17 protein-coding genes and 4 pseudogenes are annotated in these 17,490 nt (G+C 58.7%); 18 read left to right on the forward strand and 3 right to left on the reverse strand.

Features of this window, described 5'->3' with window-relative positions:
- The 3 genes and pseudogenes from GNZ13_RS04540 to GNZ13_RS04550 form a co-directional block, all read left to right on the forward strand.
- A partial coding sequence (locus tag GNZ13_RS04540) for an ABC transporter ATP-binding protein (protein ID WP_172160882.1) occupies positions 1 to 548 on the forward strand: 548 nt, incomplete at its 5' end.
- Entirely contained in the window at positions 548 to 1,264 is a 717-nt protein-coding gene (locus GNZ13_RS04545; RefSeq protein ID WP_172160884.1) for an ABC transporter ATP-binding protein, read from the forward strand. The genes GNZ13_RS04540 and GNZ13_RS04545, both read left to right, overlap by 1 nt.
- 99 nt (positions 1,265 to 1,363) lie before the next feature.
- Positions 1,364 to 1,648: pseudogene (locus GNZ13_RS04550) on the forward strand (IS6 family transposase); the annotation flags it as partial.
- A 59-nt stretch (positions 1,649 to 1,707) separates the two neighbouring features.
- Here the strand turns inward: GNZ13_RS04550 and GNZ13_RS04555 are convergent.
- Positions 1,708 to 2,634, reverse strand: a complete 927-nt coding sequence (locus tag GNZ13_RS04555) for a LysR family transcriptional regulator (RefSeq protein WP_172160886.1) — start codon at positions 2,632 to 2,634, stop codon at positions 1,708 to 1,710.
- Positions 2,635 to 2,726: 92 nt separating this feature from the next.
- Here GNZ13_RS04555 and GNZ13_RS04560 point away from each other — a divergent pair, with 92 nt between their 5' ends.
- The 6 genes and pseudogenes from GNZ13_RS04560 to GNZ13_RS52010 all read left to right on the forward strand — a co-directional run.
- Positions 2,727 to 3,560, forward strand: coding sequence for a phytanoyl-CoA dioxygenase family protein (locus GNZ13_RS04560; RefSeq protein WP_172160888.1), 834 nt, complete (start codon positions 2,727 to 2,729; stop codon positions 3,558 to 3,560).
- Between the two features lie 109 nt (positions 3,561 to 3,669).
- Positions 3,670 to 5,215, forward strand: a pseudogene (locus GNZ13_RS04565) (HAL/PAL/TAL family ammonia-lyase).
- Between the two features lie 103 nt (positions 5,216 to 5,318).
- Positions 5,319 to 6,986, forward strand: a complete 1,668-nt coding sequence (locus tag GNZ13_RS04570; RefSeq protein ID WP_172160890.1) for an ABC transporter substrate-binding protein — start codon at positions 5,319 to 5,321, stop codon at positions 6,984 to 6,986.
- A gap of 44 nt (positions 6,987 to 7,030) precedes the next feature.
- Complete coding sequence (locus tag GNZ13_RS04575; protein ID WP_236001806.1) at positions 7,031 to 7,984, forward strand: ABC transporter permease; 954 nt, start codon at positions 7,031 to 7,033, stop codon at positions 7,982 to 7,984.
- Complete coding sequence (locus tag GNZ13_RS04580; RefSeq protein ID WP_172160894.1) at positions 7,981 to 8,967, forward strand: ABC transporter permease; 987 nt, start codon at positions 7,981 to 7,983, stop codon at positions 8,965 to 8,967. Before GNZ13_RS04575 ends, GNZ13_RS04580 begins: the two co-directional genes overlap by 4 nt.
- Positions 8,913 to 9,365, forward strand: a pseudogene (locus GNZ13_RS52010) (ATP-binding cassette domain-containing protein); the annotation flags it as partial. The gene GNZ13_RS04580 and the pseudogene GNZ13_RS52010, both read left to right, overlap by 55 nt.
- A gap of 36 nt (positions 9,366 to 9,401) precedes the next feature.
- Here the strand turns inward: GNZ13_RS52010 and GNZ13_RS52015 are convergent.
- Entirely contained in the window at positions 9,402 to 9,620 is a 219-nt protein-coding gene (locus tag GNZ13_RS52015; RefSeq protein ID WP_236001814.1) for a hypothetical protein, read from the reverse strand.
- Here GNZ13_RS52015 and GNZ13_RS52020 point away from each other — a divergent pair.
- From GNZ13_RS52020 to GNZ13_RS52030, 7 genes and pseudogenes are all read left to right on the forward strand, one after another.
- Positions 9,600 to 9,740: pseudogene (locus GNZ13_RS52020) on the forward strand (ABC transporter ATP-binding protein); the annotation flags it as partial. The gene GNZ13_RS52015 and the pseudogene GNZ13_RS52020 overlap by 21 nt on opposite strands.
- 266 nt (positions 9,741 to 10,006) lie before the next feature.
- Positions 10,007 to 10,945 (forward strand): ABC transporter ATP-binding protein, encoded by a 939-nt coding sequence (locus tag GNZ13_RS52025; RefSeq protein ID WP_328807178.1) that lies wholly within the window; start codon positions 10,007 to 10,009, stop codon positions 10,943 to 10,945.
- A 53-nt stretch (positions 10,946 to 10,998) separates the two neighbouring features.
- Positions 10,999 to 11,400: a hypothetical protein gene (locus tag GNZ13_RS04590; RefSeq protein WP_172160896.1), complete on the forward strand. Its 402-nt coding sequence runs from the start codon at positions 10,999 to 11,001 to the stop codon at positions 11,398 to 11,400.
- Between the two features lie 104 nt (positions 11,401 to 11,504).
- A complete protein-coding gene (locus tag GNZ13_RS04595) occupies positions 11,505 to 12,611 on the forward strand; it encodes an S-(hydroxymethyl)glutathione dehydrogenase/class III alcohol dehydrogenase (protein ID WP_172160898.1) in 1,107 nt (368 codons plus the stop codon).
- 35 nt (positions 12,612 to 12,646) lie between these two features.
- Positions 12,647 to 13,495: an S-formylglutathione hydrolase gene (gene fghA, locus GNZ13_RS04600; protein WP_172160900.1), complete on the forward strand. Its 849-nt coding sequence runs from the start codon at positions 12,647 to 12,649 to the stop codon at positions 13,493 to 13,495.
- A 52-nt stretch (positions 13,496 to 13,547) separates the two neighbouring features.
- On the forward strand, positions 13,548 to 13,958 hold the full coding sequence (locus tag GNZ13_RS04605; RefSeq protein ID WP_236001808.1) for a glutathione S-transferase N-terminal domain-containing protein: 411 nt from the start codon (positions 13,548 to 13,550) through the stop codon (positions 13,956 to 13,958).
- A complete protein-coding gene (locus GNZ13_RS52030) occupies positions 13,955 to 14,143 on the forward strand; it encodes a glutathione S-transferase family protein (RefSeq protein WP_236001809.1) in 189 nt (62 codons plus the stop codon). Before GNZ13_RS04605 ends, GNZ13_RS52030 begins: the two co-directional genes overlap by 4 nt.
- A gap of 140 nt (positions 14,144 to 14,283) precedes the next feature.
- Here GNZ13_RS52030 and GNZ13_RS04610 read toward each other — a convergent pair whose 3' ends face one another.
- Positions 14,284 to 14,802, reverse strand: coding sequence for a hypothetical protein (locus GNZ13_RS04610; protein ID WP_172160902.1), 519 nt, complete (start codon positions 14,800 to 14,802; stop codon positions 14,284 to 14,286).
- Positions 14,803 to 15,501: 699 nt separating this feature from the next.
- Between GNZ13_RS04610 and GNZ13_RS04615 the strand changes: the two genes are divergently transcribed.
- Both GNZ13_RS04615 and GNZ13_RS04620 read left to right on the forward strand, forming a co-directional pair.
- The gene (locus GNZ13_RS04615) at positions 15,502 to 16,401 is read left to right on the forward strand and encodes a LysR family transcriptional regulator (protein ID WP_172160904.1); all 900 of its coding nucleotides are present in this window, start codon (positions 15,502 to 15,504) and stop codon (positions 16,399 to 16,401) included.
- 300 nt (positions 16,402 to 16,701) lie between these two features.
- On the forward strand, positions 16,702 to 17,490 hold the full coding sequence (locus tag GNZ13_RS04620; protein ID WP_172160905.1) for an SDR family NAD(P)-dependent oxidoreductase: 789 nt from the start codon (positions 16,702 to 16,704) through the stop codon (positions 17,488 to 17,490).

The following is a 17,490-nucleotide window of genomic DNA, read 5'->3' on the forward strand; positions in this document are numbered from 1 at the left end:
ATCAGGTGGCGAAGGCGGGTATTGCGCGTACGTTCCAGAACATCCGTTTGTTCGGCGGCATGACCGCGTTGGAAAACGTGATGGTGGGGCGCCACGTGCGCACGAAGCACGGCCTGATCGGCGCGGTATTCCAGACGCCGGCCGAGCGCAAGGAAGAGCGCGAGATCAAGGAACGCGCAGTCGAACTGCTGGAATACGTCGGCATTGCGCAGTACGCGGACTACACGTCGCGCAATCTGTCGTACGGTCACCAGCGCCGCCTGGAAATCGCCCGCGCGCTGGCAACGGATCCGAAGCTGCTCGCACTGGATGAACCGGCTGCCGGCATGAACGCAACGGAAAAGGTCGAACTGACCAAGCTGCTCGACAAGATCCGCAGCGACGGCAAGACGATTCTCCTGATCGAGCACGACGTGAAACTGGTGATGGGTCTGTGCAACCAGATGACGGTGCTCGACTACGGCAAGGTGATTGCGCAAGGTCTGCCTTCAGACGTGCAGAAGGATCCGAAGGTGATCGAAGCTTATCTGGGTGCGGGGGTCCACTAATGGCTACGGCAATGTTGAAAATCAAGGGCCTGCAGGTTAATTACGGCGGCATCCAGGCAGTCAAGGGCATCGACCTCGAAGTCGCGCAGGGCGAACTGGTGACGCTGATCGGCGCGAACGGCGCGGGCAAGACCACGACGATGAAGGCGATCACGGGTCTGAAGCCGTACTCGGCAGGCGACATCGAGTACATGGGCCAGTCGATCAACGGCATCCCGGCGCACGAACTTCTCAAGCGCGGTCTGGCTATGGTGCCGGAAGGCCGCGGTATTTTCGCGCGCATGTCGATCGTCGAAAACATGCAGATGGGCGCTTATCTGCGTAACGACACGGACGGCATCAAGGCGGACGTCGATCGCATGTTCGGCTTCTTCCCGCGCCTGAAGGAACGCGCGACGCAGTACGCGGGCACGTTGTCCGGCGGCGAGCAGCAGATGCTGGCAATGGCGCGCGCGATCATCAGCAAGCCGAAGCTGTTGTTGCTGGATGAGCCGTCGATGGGTCTGTCGCCGATCATGGTCGAGAAGATCTTCGAAGTGGTGCGGTCGATCTCAGCGGAAGGCATGACTGTGCTGCTGGTCGAGCAGAATGCGCGTCTCGCCTTGCAGGCGGCGAATCGCGGCTACGTGATGGACTCGGGTCTGGTCACGATGTCCGGTGACGCGAAGCAGATGCTCGATGATCCGAAGGTTCGGGCGGCTTATCTGGGCGAGTGAATCCAGGGTGGGCGGTAGGAAACGAGGGTTCCGTCACGATAAGGCAGTCGGCTATGATGGCTTTGTCAGGTTGCGGAGTTGGTCGCGTAAGACTGCATGATGAAGAAACCGAAAACGCTCCATCAAGGCCAGCGTTTTCCAGCCGGCGTCGTTGGTTGCGTGATGCGCTGGTACTCCCGCTTCCAGTTGAGCTTGCGTGACATCGAGGAGTTGCTTTTTGAGCGCGGCATAATCGTGACGTATGAGTTGATCCATTGCTGGTGCAATAAGTTCGGCGGCGGCTTCGCTCACTGGGTGAAAGCGGCGCGCCGCAAGCCGAGTGGTACTTGGCATCTTGACGAGATGTACGTCACACTGCGCGGCGAACGCTTCGTCGCGTCGCGCGAATTCTGTGAACTCGCCCAAAATCCATCGACGGATTTTTTGAACAACGGGATCACCTGTCATCGCCTTGTCTCAAACTCATCAACTTGACAACGCGCCGAGAACCACTCTTGGGCTTCTGAAATGAAACCACGAGCTGCACGGGAGAGTGGTCGCCTGGCGTCGTAGGCAACCAGCACTTGCTGTAGTGGCAAACGATCGGTGATCGGCCTATGAACCAGCGGTTTTCCATCGTACGCGTAATCACCGAACGGACTTGTGTAGGCGATCGCCACGCCGAAACCGTTCGCCACCATGCTTCGCTGCATCTCGAAAGAACGCATTTTCCCTAATACAGACGGAGACAGGTCGTGGAGTTGGAACAAGCTCAAAATGTATTTCCAGCTGTCTTCCTGGTCGCTCAACACCAGCGAGTAGCGCGCCAGTTCAGCAAGGCTGACGGATTTGCCGCGAGTCAGCGGATGATCGGCCGGCAATAACGCGTATGGCTCCAACGTACGGAGTACCTCGACCTCGACGTCGGGCGGAAGGGCGATGTTATAGGTCAGCGCAATGTCGATTGCGCCTTCGACCAGCCTTCGACCGAGTGCATGAAACGATTCTTCACGCACAGTCGCACGGATGTGCGGATGGCGTTCCTTCAGGCGGTGCAGTAGGGCGGGCGCGCAATACGGAGCAAGGTCTTCGAAGCAGCCGACGTTCACCTCGCCGACAAGCGCGTCCTCGTCAAAGGCAAGGCCCTCAAGCTCTTCCATTTCGGCGACGATTCGCGCGGCCCGGGTCAACACGGCGCGACCGAACGGAGTCAGGCTGACACCAGCGCCGCGTTGCCGCACGAACAGCGGCTGACCCATCACGTCTTCGATCTGGGTTATCGCGACTGAGATAGACGGCTGCGAGACATTCAGTTCGTTGCCCGCCAATGTCAGGTTTTCGTGACGACCGGCGGCAAGCGCGTATCGCATCTGACGCAGGGTCAGTCTCATAAGATTTTCCTATTTGAAAAATACGATCTTATTATTTTACACGCGAATAATCGCTACTGATGATCAGTCATGCCAACACGGAGACACCTCACATGACTACCTCAACCTCTAATTTCTCTATCACTGAAGATCAGGTTTCGGCGTTCGCACGCGACGGTGCAATCTGCTTGCGAGGCATCTTTGCCGATTGGGTACCAACGCTTGCAGCAGGTATCGAACGCAATATGAAGGAGCCCGGCATCTACGGATCTGACATTGCTAGCGGCAAGCCGGGCAAGTTCTTTGACGACTACTGCAACTGGCAGCGCATACCCGAATTTCGGGATGCCGTTATGAACTCGCCGGCAGCGGCGGTCGCCGCAAAAGTAATGGGTTCGAAGACCGCGCAGTTCTTCCACGACCATGTCCTGGTCAAGGAAGCGGGCACGCAAAAGGCGACGCCCTGGCATCAGGACATTCCTTACTATTTTTTAAGCGGCGAACAATCGGTTAGCTTCTGGATACCGGTCGACCCGGTCAAGGAAGCGACCCTCCGCCTGGTCGCGGGCTCGCATCGCTGGAGCAAAATGATTCGCCCGGTCCATTGGGTTGATGACAGCAGCTTCTACGGCGGGGAAGACAAATACCGGGACGTACCTGATCCCGACAACGAGGAAGGAACGCGTGTCCTAGAGTGGGAAATGGAGCCAGGCGACGCTGTGCTGTTCAATTTTCGCACCGCTCATGGCGCGCGCGGAAACACGACGACGGCTCGCAGACGCGTGATTTCTCTGCGCTGGATCGGGGATGACGCCCGCTATGCGAGCCGACCAGGTAAAACCTCGCCGCCGTTTCCCGGGCACGGCATGGCCGACGGCGACCGACTGCGAGAAGACTGGTTTCCCGTTGTCTGGACCGGCGGTACAGACGCTGGCGCTGCCTCGTAAATCGCTTGTTCAGGCAGTTTTCTTGGGTTGCCGGGCTTTGAAGTCGTAATTGCGCAACCGTGCCGGCACGGTCGAACATGCCTCGTCCGCCTCCATCTATGGGTCACTGATGCGAACTATAACTTTGGAAAACTCGCTTACGTGGAGCGAGATAGCGGAAATCGCGGATGGTGCGCGTTTGAAACTGTCGGAGTCGGCCCGTGCCCGCGTGATCGCTGCGCGAAAGATCGTTGACGCGGTTGTCGCTCGTGATATCCGAAGCTACGGATTAAACACTGGCGTTGGCGCATTCCAGAATGTGCGGATTGACCGCGACAAGCAGCGTCAGATGTCGCGCAATGTCGTCATGAGTCATTCAGCCGCTGTTGGCGCGCCGCTTGGCATCGCGGAAACACGCGCAATTATCGCGGCGCAGGTCAACAACTTTGCCCACGGATATTCGGGTGTGCGCATTGAGGTGGTCGATCATCTCCTTTTGCTGCTAAACGAGGGCTGTACGCCGGTCGTCCCCTCGAAGGGATCCGTCGGCTATCTCGTTCATATGGCCCATATCAGTGCGGTGCTGATCGGCGAAGGTTTCGCCCGGATCGGCGATGAGGTGTTGCCTGCGTCTGAGGCATTCACCCGTCTCGGTAGGACGCCCCTCGTTCTTGATGCCAAGGAGGGCCTGAGTCTCGTCAACGGTTCGCCGTGTGCGACTGGACTGGCTTCTTTGGCGCTGGCCCGTGGCGAACACCTGCTCGACTGGGCGGATGCGATTGCGGCCCTCTCCTTTGAGGCATTGTCCGGCCAACTCGCTAACTATGCCGAGGAATCGAAGGAACTCCACCGATCGCCGGGCCTGAATGACACGGCTGCCGTCCTGCGCGCGTACCTTGGAGACAGCAAACGGTTGCTCAATGCGGGTGGTAGTCGGACGCAGGATGCGCTATCGGTGCGAGCGATTCCGCACGTGCACGGTGCCGCACGAGACGCGTTTACATACGTCAAGCGTCGTGCAGCGGGAGCTTGATTCCGTGACCGATAACCCCGTGGTTTTTGGCACATCCGGAACTCCGATTGTCAGGATGGAGGCCAACGCAGTCGCCGCGGGGGTGGGTATTGCGATGGACACACTCGCCATTGCCATTGCGGAAGTCGCGGCGCTTGCGGAACGGAGACTCGATCGGATGGTGAATCCGCTTGTCAGTGGCCTACCGGCTTTCCTCGTTGCGGAGGAAGGGGTGCGTTCCGGGCTGATGATCGCTCAATATACGGCAAGCGCGCTGGTCAGCGAGAACCGGCGTCTGGCAGCCCCCGCAAGTCCCGATAACGGGATTAGTTCGGCGTTGCAGGAAGATCATCTCGCCCATGCTACCCCGGCCAGCTTGAAAGCGTTGAGCATTGTCGAGAACTTCGCTTATATCCTCAGCATAGAACTCGTTTGTGCGACACAGGCGGCAGAATTTTTCGACCGAAACGAACTCGCGTCCGCAACGCACGCCTTGTTCCGCCGGGTTCGCTCTCTGGTGGAAAGTTACGATGACGACCGCCCACTCGCGCTCGACCTGGAACGTATCAAAACGCTGCTATTGGAGGAGTACCCGGACCGACAACGTGATGATCGGCGAGTCGCTCGCGTGAGTGCATCAGCGTCAGGTGTTTTCGCTAACTAGTCTTTGGATTGACCGGACATATTGATCAACCCATGCTGGCGATTTCATCTGTCTGGATAGATCGCCTGGTTTTCCTCCCTAATCAACGCTTCGGACTCTAACCATGAAAAAGCTTCATGTGAACCAGCAAAGGCTCGACGTCATCCGACGCGGCCTGACGTCGCAGCAAAACCATGTCATTGATGAATTCGCCGCCTCCCACATCAGTCGACGAGACTTCTTGCGTTTTGGCAGCGTGTTCGGTGTGGGTATCCCGGCCATTAGTGCAGCGCTCGGTGCATTCGGACTCACGGAGTCCCCGAAGGCACTAGCAGCCGGTAAACCCGGTGGGACGATCCGGATCGCACTCACAACGCCGGCGGCGGCAATCGATCCGGTCCTCTCGGCCGATGGCTCGTCCGCGACGCTGCTGCAGCAAACGGGCGAATATCTGATCAACGACAATCCTCAATTGGTCCTTGAGCCCGCACTCGCCGAAAGCTGGTCGCCGAACACCGATGGCAGCGCATGGACGTTCAAGATTCGCCGAGGCGTCAAGTTTCATGATGGTAGTTCGATGACCGCGGACGACATCGTTGCGACCTTCGACCGGCTGACCGACCCAAAAAATTCGTCAAACGCACTTACGGCGTTCGCGGGAACGCTATCGAAAGGCAATACCAGGAAGGTCGACGACTACACGGTGGTTTTCCATCTCGACGGACCGAACGGAAACTTCCCGTATTACGTCTCGTCGGACAACTACAACGCGATCATTTTGCCGCGAAGCTATTCGGGCAACTACGAGAAGACGTTCGTTGGTACGGGTCCGTTCAAGCTGGAAAAATTCACGCCAAAAGTCAGTGCATCGTTCGTTCGCAATCCAGATTACTGGGGCAAGAAGGCGCTCGTAGACCGGACCACGTTCAGCTTCTATGCCGACTTCCAGTCGCAGATGCTCGCCATGCAGGGGCGGCAGGTGGACATTGTGGCTCAGGTACCGGTCCAAGGCGGCCAGGCGCTGATCCACAATCCCGCCGTGCGTCTGATCACCGTCAAGTCGAGTTGGAACAATCAGGTGCATATGCGCTGTGACGCCGGCCCGTTCAAAGATAAACGAGTGCGTCAGGCATTGGCCTTGAGTCTGAATCGGGAGGGCATCATCAAGGGGTTGTTGGGCGGCATGGCTGACATCGGCAACGACCACCCGTTTGCACCGATCTTTCCGTCGAGCGATCACAGTGTTGCCCAGCGTAAGCAGGATCTTGCGAAGGCCAGGCAGTTGATGGCAGAAGCTGGCCTCGCAAACGGTTTTTCGACAACGCTAACCACCGAGCAATACATCGAGATACCTGCCTATGCCCAGGTCATTCAGGACTCTGCCCGACAGATCGGCATCGCGATCAATTTGAAGGTGGAAAGCCAGGATAGCTATTACGGAAAGGCTGTTTTCGGGCAATCCGACTGGCTTGATTCGCCACTGGGCATCACCGACTATTCGCATCGAGGCGTTCCTAATCTGCTTGTGTCCGAATTGACCTCTACAGGGGGCTGGAACGCGGCCCACTTCAAGAGCCCCGAGTACGATCAACTTGTCGCGCAGTACATCGCAACACTTGACCTTGGCGCCCAGCGCGCAGTGGCCGGAAAGATCGAACGACTGTTGCAGGATGAGACACCCGTCATATACGGCTATTTCTCAAATTTCATTACTGCGACGACTCCGAACCTTAGCGGGGTGGTCCCGACGGCCAACAACCAGTTGTTCCTGAACGGTGCGTCATTCTCCTGAGAGGGGGCGGCGACACACCCAAAAGAGGGAATGCAATGCGCAACATGCTTCAAGTTCTAGTCTGGCGGCTGTTCCTCGCGCTCGTCACACTCTGGCTGCTAAGCCTGATCGTGTTCGCCGGCGCTCAGGTTTTGCCGGGGGACGTCGGCCGCACCATGCTCGGCCCACTCGCTGACGCGCAAGCGGTGGCCGTACTTAATCATCAACTCGGTGTTGATCGCCCGCTCGTCGTGCAATACGTATCCTGGATCGGCAAACTGCTTCAAGGCGATCTCGGGCAATCGTACTCGTACGGCGCGCCGGTGAGCAATTTTCTCGGCGATGCTTTAGTGAACTCACTCAAGCTTGCAGCGGTGGCGCTCGTCATTGTCGTACCGCTTGGCATTGCCGGTGGTGTGTGGGCCGCACTGCGGGTCGGGCGAGTGGTCGATCGTCTCATTTCGATCGGTGGTTTGACAGCATCGGTCATTCCTGAGTTTGTCTCGTCAATCTGCCTGATCCTGGTGTTGGGTGTCTGGCTGAATCTGCTACCGGTCTCGGCCGTCTGGCCACCGGACGCAGGCGTATTGACGCAGATTCATTACCTTCTACTTCCTGCCATGCCGTTTGTGTTTTCGTTGTTCGGGTACCTCGCAAGAATGGCCAGAGCAGGAATGGTCGAAGTACTCGACTCGGATTATGTCCGCACTGCCGTGCTGATGGGGCTCCCATTCAGAACCGTCATCTGGCGTCACGCGCTGCGCAATGCGCTGTTGCCGAGCATCAGCGTCGTCGCAACGCAGGTTGGCTACCTGATTGGAGGCTTAATCATCGTCGAAACCATCTTTCACTATAACGGGATCGGCGGGCTGATCTATACCGCGGCGCGTGCCAAGGACTTTCCAATGCTCGAAGCGGGTGTACTTTGCATTGGCCTGATCTACACGATATCGATGCTGCTCGCCGACATTCTGTACGTGGCCCTCAATCCTCGGATTCGCTCGGGAGCTCGCTCATGACCCAAATTACGCAAGCAACAGCGCTCCTGTCGACCCGGCGCAACAGCTTGAGCCGGCGACCCAGAAGCTTCGTGTTGCTACGCTCACCGACTCTTATCGTGGGGGCGCTAATCCTTGCCTTTTGGGTCTGCTGCGCGACGTTCGGCAGTCACCTGACGCCCTATGATCCGTTAGCCACCGATATGCTGAATGTGCTTTCTCCGATCTCGCCGCAACACTGGTTCGGCACCGACCAACTTGGGCGCGATGTGTTTTCGCGTGTCATTGTCGGTGCTCGCGACGTCCTGATCGTCGCTCCACTTGCGACGCTCCTGGGCGTCATGCTCGGGACGGTCGGTGGACTAACGACAGCCTATTTCGGCGGGATCGTCGAGGTCATGATGAGCCGTGTTATCGAAGCTCTCCTGGCACTGCCTGTCGTTGTGGTTGCCCTGCTGGCACTCGTTGCCATCGGACCGTCAAATGTCACTGTTGTGATTGTGATCGGTGTCGTATTCGCGCCCAGCATTGCGCGCACTGTCCACGCCGCAGTTCTCTCGGAGCGCTCGCTCGAATACGTCAGCGCAGCCCAGATGCGTGGCGAGAACTCGCTCTACATCATGTTCATCGAGATACTGCCGAACGTCAGCGCCCCGATCATTGTCGAAGCGGCGGTGAGACTTGGCTATGCGATTTTTACCGTTGCGTCACTCAGTTTCCTCGGCTTCGGAATCCAGCCGCCGTCCCCTGACTGGGGGCTCGCGGTATCGGAGAGTTATGGTCTGCTGGCCGGCGGGTATTGGTGGACAGTCGTATTTGACGGGCTTGCGACCGCCTCGCTGGTTGTCGGCGTCAACCTGATGGCGGATGGTGTCGAGGGAGCTTTATCGTCACGATTGCTAAAACGACAACCGACAATACCGAGGTACTCCGCATCGAGAACCTGCATGTGGACTATGTCGTACGCGGACGCCGGCTGGCGGTACTGCGTGGACTCGACCTGACGATACGTAAGGGCGAGGCATATGGTCTTGTTGGGGAGTCTGGATGCGGCAAATCGACTGCTGCGCTGGCTGCGGTTCGATATCTGCCGCGCAACGGGGTCGTCAACGCTGGGCGTGTGATGCTCAACGGGACCGACGTGCTCCGTGCCGATGCAGCGGCGTTGCAGGACTTGAGACAGCACGCTGTCTCAATGGTTTACCAGGATCCGGGCCGCGCGTTGAACCCTGCTATCAAGGTTGGGCGACTTCTCAGCGAAGTGTTCGAAGTCACAGGGGTAGGCCGCAGACAGGCGAAGGAACGTGCGCTTTCGATGCTGGAAAGAGTGCAGATCGCTATGCCGTCACGCGTCATGGATGCCTATCCGCATCAACTCTCCGGAGGGATGCAACAACGGGTGATTATTGCAATGGCTCTGGCGAAGGAGCCGTCGCTGCTAGTCCTCGACGAACCGACAACCGGACTCGACGCAACAGTCGAGGCTGGTGTAATCGATCTGATCGCTCACCTTCGGCAGGAGTTCGGTACATCCGTCCTGTTCATCAGCCACAATCTCGCCGTCGTCGCACGGTTGTGCGACCGCGTCGGAGTTCTGTACGCAGGAACGCTCGTTGAAGAAGGGCCGGCTCGGGATGTGCTGGATAGTCCGCACCATCCCTACACGGTTGGGTTATTGCGATGCCTGCCTCGTGCTGACTTCCGCAAGGGCCGCAACCGGCTTGAAACAATTCAGGGCTTCCTGCCGCCCATAGGCGCCGCTTTGCCAGGTTGTGTATTCGCTGATCGCTGCGCGCTCGCCGACGAACGCTGCCGGACCACACCGCCGGAGATGGTTTTCCGGGACGCTACACCCACTGGGGCAGGCGCTGGTCGAGGAAGCCGTTGCTACTACGTCGAACGCGCCGCCTCAATGTTGTTGAAGCCGCCGGTGGCGGGCCCCGGACCAACGGAAATTGATCGCAGCGGACCGCCGGTGCTGCGCGCGATTAACCTCTCAAAGACTTTTGTGACGGGGGGCATCGCGTCAATGCGCTTGACAATGTGTCGTTCGATTTGTGGCCTGGCGAAACGCTTGGACTGGTGGGTGAATCGGGTAGTGGCAAATCGACACTTGCCAAGTCGATGGTTGGCCTGTCGTCCTTCGATGATCGAAGCGAACTGCAGTTGCGAGGCGAGCCACTCGTTTGTCCTACACGAAAGCGTCGCCGCGACCAGATCAAGGCCGTGCAGATGGTGTTCCAGAATCCGGCCTCCGCATTGAATCGCTCGCATAGCGTGCACGGTATGGTCGGACGCGCACTGGGGCGTCTGGCGGGGCTCAAAGGCAGTGCGCGCGAGCGCCGCTTCACCGAGCTTGCCGAAGGGGTGCGGCTGGGCGAGAGGCATTTTTTTGCGCGACCCTCCCAGCTCTCGGGGGGACTCAAGCAGCGGGTAGCGATTGCGCGCGCGTTCGCAGGGAACCCCGACCTCGTCGTTTGCGATGAACCGACGTCGGCGTTGGATGTCTCGGTGCAGGCGGCCATCCTGAATCTACTTGTCGATTTGCAAGCAGAGCGCCGCGTCAGCTATCTCTTCATCTCGCATGATCTCAACGTGGTGCGTTACCTGTCGGACCGGATAGCAGTGATGTATCGCGGAACGCTGGTTCAGATTGGTCCGAGCGAAGCACTCTTCTCCGAATATCAGCACCCGTACACGGAGATGCTGCTCGCGGCGATGCCGAACATCGAAGATAGAGATCGATCCTGCGGTGGTAGCCGGACAACGGCCGAATCGCGTACTACCGTGCTCCACACGTCCGGTTGCATCTTTCAGGCTGTATGCCCGCGCAAACTCGGTGAGGTATGCGAGATGGTTCGGCCGCCGGAACGCGTTGCGAGTGACTACCACACGATCCTGTGTCATCTACCTCTCGAGAAATTGCGAACAAGGCCCTATGCGGTTGACGTTCACCCGGAGTTGACTAGTTTGGGTTCGTAGTTTTCGTCCTGTGTTCTTTATGGATCTGCTTGTTCTCAAGGAGCTTGTTTACCGTGCGTTCATACGAATGTGATAGCCCGGCGGCGATGGCTCGAATTGTCATTATCTCGATGCTAGCCGACGCCGAGTTTGGAGCGGAGGAAGTCACTGCTATTGCGCGAGTCACGATCGCCCCCTCGCTCGGTCTAAGCGGCGATGAGTTTGCGGTGACGGTACAAGCGGTGCGCGAGGATCTTTCTTCTGGCATCGACTTCGATTGGGGAGACGTTCGCCCCCTCGATCCTGAACTGATTAATCGACTTGCCGGCGAGGTACACGATGCGGATCTTCGCATGAAGGTGAGGAATTTGTGTAACGTCGCGCTTCACATGGAGAACGATGTTCTGAAGGGCGACGCGCCGGTCGTACGCGCTCTTTCCACGGTTTGGAAGTTGCTGCCGCTACGAACACAGTGAATCTCCAATTCTTGTCGGCAATCCGTGTCAAATCTTTGCCGAGAGTTTGGCCGGCTTAGAGTTGTGACTCATTGATTGAATTGACATTGCTCAGGATATTTTTTATGAAAACCAAAGCAGCAATCGCCTGGAAAGCCGGCGCCCCGTTGACGATCGAAGAAGTGGATCTGGAAGGCCCGCGCGCCGGTGAAGTGCTGATCGAAGTAAAGGCGACGGGCATCTGTCACACCGACTACTACACGCTCTCGGGCGCCGACCCGGAAGGCCTCTTCCCGGCGATTCTCGGTCACGAAGGCGCGGGCGTGATCGTCGATGTCGGCCCGGGTGTCGGCACGCTGAAGAAGGGCGATCACGTGATTCCGCTCTACACGCCGGAATGCCGCCAGTGCAAATTCTGCCTGTCGCGCAAGACCAATCTCTGCCAGGCGATCCGCGCGACGCAGGGCAAGGGTTTGATGCCTGATGCAACGTCGCGTTTCTCTCTGGATGGCAAGCCGCTGTTTCACTACATGGGCACGTCGACGTTTTCGAACTACATCGTGGTGCCCGAAATCGCGGTCGCGAAGGTGCGTGAAGACGCGCCGTTCGACAAGATCTGCTACATCGGCTGCGGCGTGACGACGGGCGTCGGCGCGGTCGTGTATTCGGCGAAAGTGGAAGCGGGCGCGAACGTGGTGGTGTTCGGTCTCGGCGGCATCGGCCTGAATGTGATCCAGGGCGCGAAGATGGTCGGCGCGGACAGGATCATCGGCGTCGACATCAATCCGGGCCGCGTCGAACTCGCAAAGAAGTTCGGCATGACGCACTTCATCAACCCGAACGAAGTCGAAAACGTGGTTGACCACATCGTGCAACTCACCGATGGCGGCGCGGACTATTCGTTCGAGTGCATCGGCAACACCAGGGTAATGCGCCAGGCGCTGGAGTGCACGCACAAGGGCTGGGGGCAGTCGTTCATCATCGGCGTGGCGGCAGCGGGCGAGGAGATCAGCACGCGTCCGTTCCAGCTGGTGACGGGCCGCGAGTGGAAAGGCTCGGCATTCGGCGGCGCACGCGGCCGCACGGACGTGCCGAAGATCGTCGACTGGTACATGGAAGGCAAGATCAACATCGACGACCTGATCACGCACCGTCTGCCGCTTGAGCGCATCAACGAAGGCTTCGATCTGATGAAGAAGGGCGAGTCGATCCGCTCGGTCGTGCTGTACTAATACGGCACTGGGCTAAGACAGAAAGGAGCCTCGCGATGCTTGAACTCTTGTCGTCGCATGCCTGCCATGGCGGCGAGCAGCGGATCTACCGGCATGACTCGCAGACCATCGGTCTGCCGATGCGCTTCTCGGTGTATCTGCCGCCGCAGGCCTTGCAGACCAATGCGAATGTGCCCGCGCTGTTCTATCTCGCGGGTCTGACCTGTACGGAAGAAACCTTTCCGGTCAAGGCGGGCGCACAGCGCTTCGCGGCACAGCACGGCATCGCGCTGATCGCGCCGGACACCAGTCCGCGCGGTGCGGGCGTGCCGGGCGAAAGCGCGGCGTGGGACTTCGGTGTGGGGGCGGGCTTTTACGTCAACGCGACGCAGCAGCCGTGGGCAAAGCACTATCGGATGTACTCGTATGTGCGCGATGAACTGCGCGAAACAGTGCTCGCGAATCTGCCGGTGGACGGTGCGCGTCTGGGCATCTTCGGGCATTCGATGGGGGGACATGGCGCGTTGATGCTGGCGCTGCGCAACCCCGGGATCTATCGGTCGGTGTCGGCGTTCGCACCGATTGCCGCGCCTTCACAGTGTCCGTGGGGCGTGAAGGCGTTCAGCGGGTATCTGGGCGAAGATCGTGAAGCGTGGCGGCAGTACGACTCGAGCGAGCTGGTCGCCCACGCAAAGCGCAAGTTCGCTGAGGGGATTCTGGTCGATCAGGGGCTGGCGGATCAGTTCCTCGCGGAGCAGTTGAACCCGGATGTGTTCGAAGCCGCCTGCAAGGCCGCGGGACAGCCGCTGACGTTGCGTCGACATGTAGGCTACGACCACGGGTATTACTTCATCTCAACTTTCATCGAGGATCACATCGGGTTTCATGCCGAACTTCTGCGATGAGCGAATGGATCACCTCGAAACTTCAGGTTGCTGTTAAACAAAGGAGCTTCACATGATCCGACTGTACGACTTTGAGCTGTCCGGTAGCTGCTACAAGATTCGGCTTTTCCTCAACATCCTCGGGGTAGAGTACGAAAAGCAGCCGGTCGACTTCGTCAGCAAAGAGCACAAGAACGAGAGCTATCTCAAACTGAATCCCTTTGGCGAAATTCCAATCCTGGAGGACGAAGACCTGCGTTTGCGTGACGCACAGGCCATCCTCATCTACCTGGCGAAGAAATATGACGGCAGTGGCCAGTGGTTTCCAGAGGATGCGGCAAGTGCTGGCCGCGTAGCGCAGTGGCTGGCAACGGGCGGCGGAGAAATTATGAATTCTGCTGGTGCGCGACTCGTCAAGATACTTAATATCCGTTGGATCTGGAAAAGCTCCAAGCCGGCGCCGAACGCGTCTTTGGCATCTTGAATGATCATCTGGCGGATAGGGAATGGCTGGAACTTGGCCATCCGACCATCGCGGATATTGCCTGTTTTCCATACACGGCTTTGGCTGGTGAGGGCGGTATCGACCTTTCGCTCTACCCAAACGTACTGAGTTGGATCGAGCGTGTTAAGGCTCTTCCGCAGTTTATCTCCATGCCCGGCATCTAAATTCTAGCGATCAGTCCGTTCGCGCAGGCCGGGAAGCTAACGGTCTCTCTTGTTGCTCCTGTTTCAACGAATCTCTCAAGATATTCGATAGGCGTAACGCCGCAGCGCGCGGCCGCCACTTTCATTTGAGGTTGGCTATTTTAGTCGATTCCCCGAAAACTGGAAATTCGCCGCTCCCTCGTGGTGAATTGCAGGTGCGTGACAATCAGCAGCGCACGCGTTTCCTGCTTGTTTGGAGCAATTCTGACGACGAGCCGGCCGTGCTTGCAACGAGTCAAACCTTCCACACGATCCGCTCGGCGATCGCTGAAGGTGTTGCCCGCTTTGGCTCTATCCCGGTGCGACGCAAACTTCCATTGTCTGGCGTGCAGTGTCGCAAATGAGCTCAGGTCGACGACATAATCGCAGACGGTATGTATTTCACCGTATCCCCGGCGGCCATGATTTCCTTTCGTTAGGGTTTTACTCGGACTCGCAAAACGACTTGCCGCTACCGCAGAAAGCGGCAAGGCCTCGCGTGGTAAATGCCGACGCCGCTCTCCTGACTCACGCGCAACAGGTATCGTAGCCGGTATTGAGGTGGGCGATGAACCGCTCACGCCGCAAGCCGGCAAGCACGCATCGCTGGCATGTTCGTGTTTGGTGGGAAAACGTTCCACGATCCGTCATCGTGTCGGAAGAAGACGATGGCCAGATATCCTTGGGGTCCAAATGTACCAACGCGCACGTAGCGCCTGCGATCCGATGGAGTGCGGCTGCATTCCATCACGCGCACTGTCATTGCCGAATCGGTCCAAAACCACTTTTCAACCAATACGCGCAGGGACCTCTCACCGGTATGCATGTCGTTCTCCTTCAACCAATTTCGTCTCTCGCTGCACGCCTCATCAGCGTGGTCATGCCATCGAAGGATCGGTCAGGCTCGCGGATTGGCTGGGGAGACCATTGCAGGTGGTCGCTGGCGAACCGGTAGAGACTCGCTGAAAAGTGCGACTGCTCTTCTGTCAGACAATCGGATTCAATGAGTTCTGGAAACTCGCCGAAGCGGGCCGATCCTGTCTCCTGTTTGCATAGTTCTGCGTTGCCGCAGGCCACCGGTCTGTGTTACGTCAGGCGTCGCGATGTTCGTATATGAACTCATCGCTCATTACTATCCTAGTTCGAGGGCTGCAATAATGCAACTATTTGTTGCATTATATGGGTGCGCTCGCTGGGAGAGATGGCTCATCCCGGCAGACGTTGAAGCGTCGTTGTCCGAGCGGGGCATCTGCCGGTGCCACGACACAATCGCACCTCGCCGCGAAACCGCAAAAGCGATATTCTTTCGTCAACTCCCCATATCGACTCGATATCGCGCCATGGAATTGCGTCACCTCCGGCATTTCGTCGCGGTCGCCGAGACCCAGCATTTTGGTCGCGCGGCAGCACGGCTTGGCATGGCCCAGCCGCCGCTCAGCCAGTCCATCATGCGTCTGGAGGAATCGCTCGGCATCAAATTGCTCGAGCGTACGCCACGCGGGGTCTCGCTGACCGCCGCTGGCGCGGCGTTGATGGCAGAGGCGAAGCCGCTGCTGGCCCAGGCGGATCTGGCCGAGCGAAGGGTACGTCAGGCGGCGGATGAACTGGCCAGCCTCAGTATCGCGTTCGTGCCGATGTGTGCGATGCGCATCATGCCGCTCGCCATGCACGCGCTTCACAAGCAGTGGCCCGGCGTCGATGTCCGTCTGCTCGAGCGGGGCAGCGCGCTGACCGCGGCCAGTGTGAAGAATGGGAGCATTGATCTTGGCGTCGTGGTTACCAGCGTCGCCCAGGTCGCGGAACTGGAAAGCGTCGTCATCGAACGTTTAGGCATGGTCGCCGCCGTGCCCGCGAACTGGCCGCTCGCACAGCAGACCCGAGTCAGCCTGACGGATCTCGCTGCGTATCCACTCATCATGTTTCCGCAGCAGATCTCCCAGCCCGTGTTCGCCGCGCTCGAGGCTGCCCGGCGCGATGCCGACGTGTCCCCCAAAGTCACGCAGCAAGCCCGTCATCCTTACACGATGCTCAATCTCGTGGCGAATGAGCTCGGCGTCGGGCTGATGCTGGATTCGGCGAGGCATCTCCCAGTGCAGGGCGTGACCTTCGTCGATATCGAAGATCTATCGCCGACATTCAGTACTGAAGTTTCTCTGATCTGGACCGATCGTCCGCATAAACCCTATCATCGCGCGATGCTCGATATCATTCGCGATCTGTCGGACACCGCGCAACCGTGAGCGGTTCGTCCGGACCGAACGAACCGCTGCCGATATACGGTTCTAGTCGCCACCGGGACCGTGCATAGCGCAAGCATCGGGTTGCGCCTTGTCCACGCTGCATCGACTCGCGGGCTCCCTTCCTCCCCTGGGTCGGGTACAGGCGACATATCCCAGACCTGTGCATCCAGGCCGGGCCAACTCATGCCCGTCGTGCGCCCACCGGGATTTCCTCTGTATTGACAACATCGAATGAGGCGTTTACTTTCGTGAATGACGTTCACAAAATAACCGTTCGCGTTGCGGGCAATAGGAGGAGCAGTGAATACATTGAATGTGGCGAGCCTGTTTAATCTGGACGGGCGAGTTGCGCTGGTGACCGGAGCAGGGTCTGGTATCGGGCGAGAAACGGCGCTGTTGCTGGCGTCGGCAGGCGCGCTCGTCGTCGCGGCTGATCTGAATGAAGAAGGGGCTCAGCAAACGGTCGGGCAGATCGAAAAGGCATCGGGTAAGGCGATCGCGGTGGGCGTCGATATCGGTGACGAAGTGTCGATCGTTGCGATGTTCGAGACAGTGCACGCTAGACTCGGCCGGCTCGACGTGCTGGTGAACAACGCGGGAATCTATCCGAAGACGAGCTTCGTCGATACGTCGGCGGAGAAATGGGACCGGGTATTGCGGGTCAATCTGCGTGGAACGTTCCTGTGCATGCGCGAGGCTGTCAAGCGGATGCGGGCAGGCAAGGCTGGCGGTTCGATCATCAATATTTCTTCGGTCGCCTCTCTGCAGCCAGTGATTTTTGACAATGGCGATTACGGCGCGTCAAAGGCCGGAGTGAACAATCTGACGAAGGTCGCCGCGCTCGAATTCGCGGCGGACCGGATCCGTGTCAATGCCGTGCTTCCGGGCGGCGTTGCAACCGAAGGCGCCGCGGCATCGACGAAAGTGCATCAGGCACACGGGCCGATCACGCAACCGGGGCGCATGCCCTTGGGCCGCATTGGCGTGGCCGCTGACATCGCAAGCGCCGTGCTGTTCTTCGCGTCTCCTGCTGCCGATTATGTCACCGGGCAGTTGCTCGCCGTCGACGGAGGGTTCCAGGTCTCCTGA

Source organism: Paraburkholderia elongata (assembly GCF_013177735.1).
Taxonomy (GTDB): Bacteria; Pseudomonadota; Gammaproteobacteria; order Burkholderiales; family Burkholderiaceae; genus Paraburkholderia; species Paraburkholderia elongata.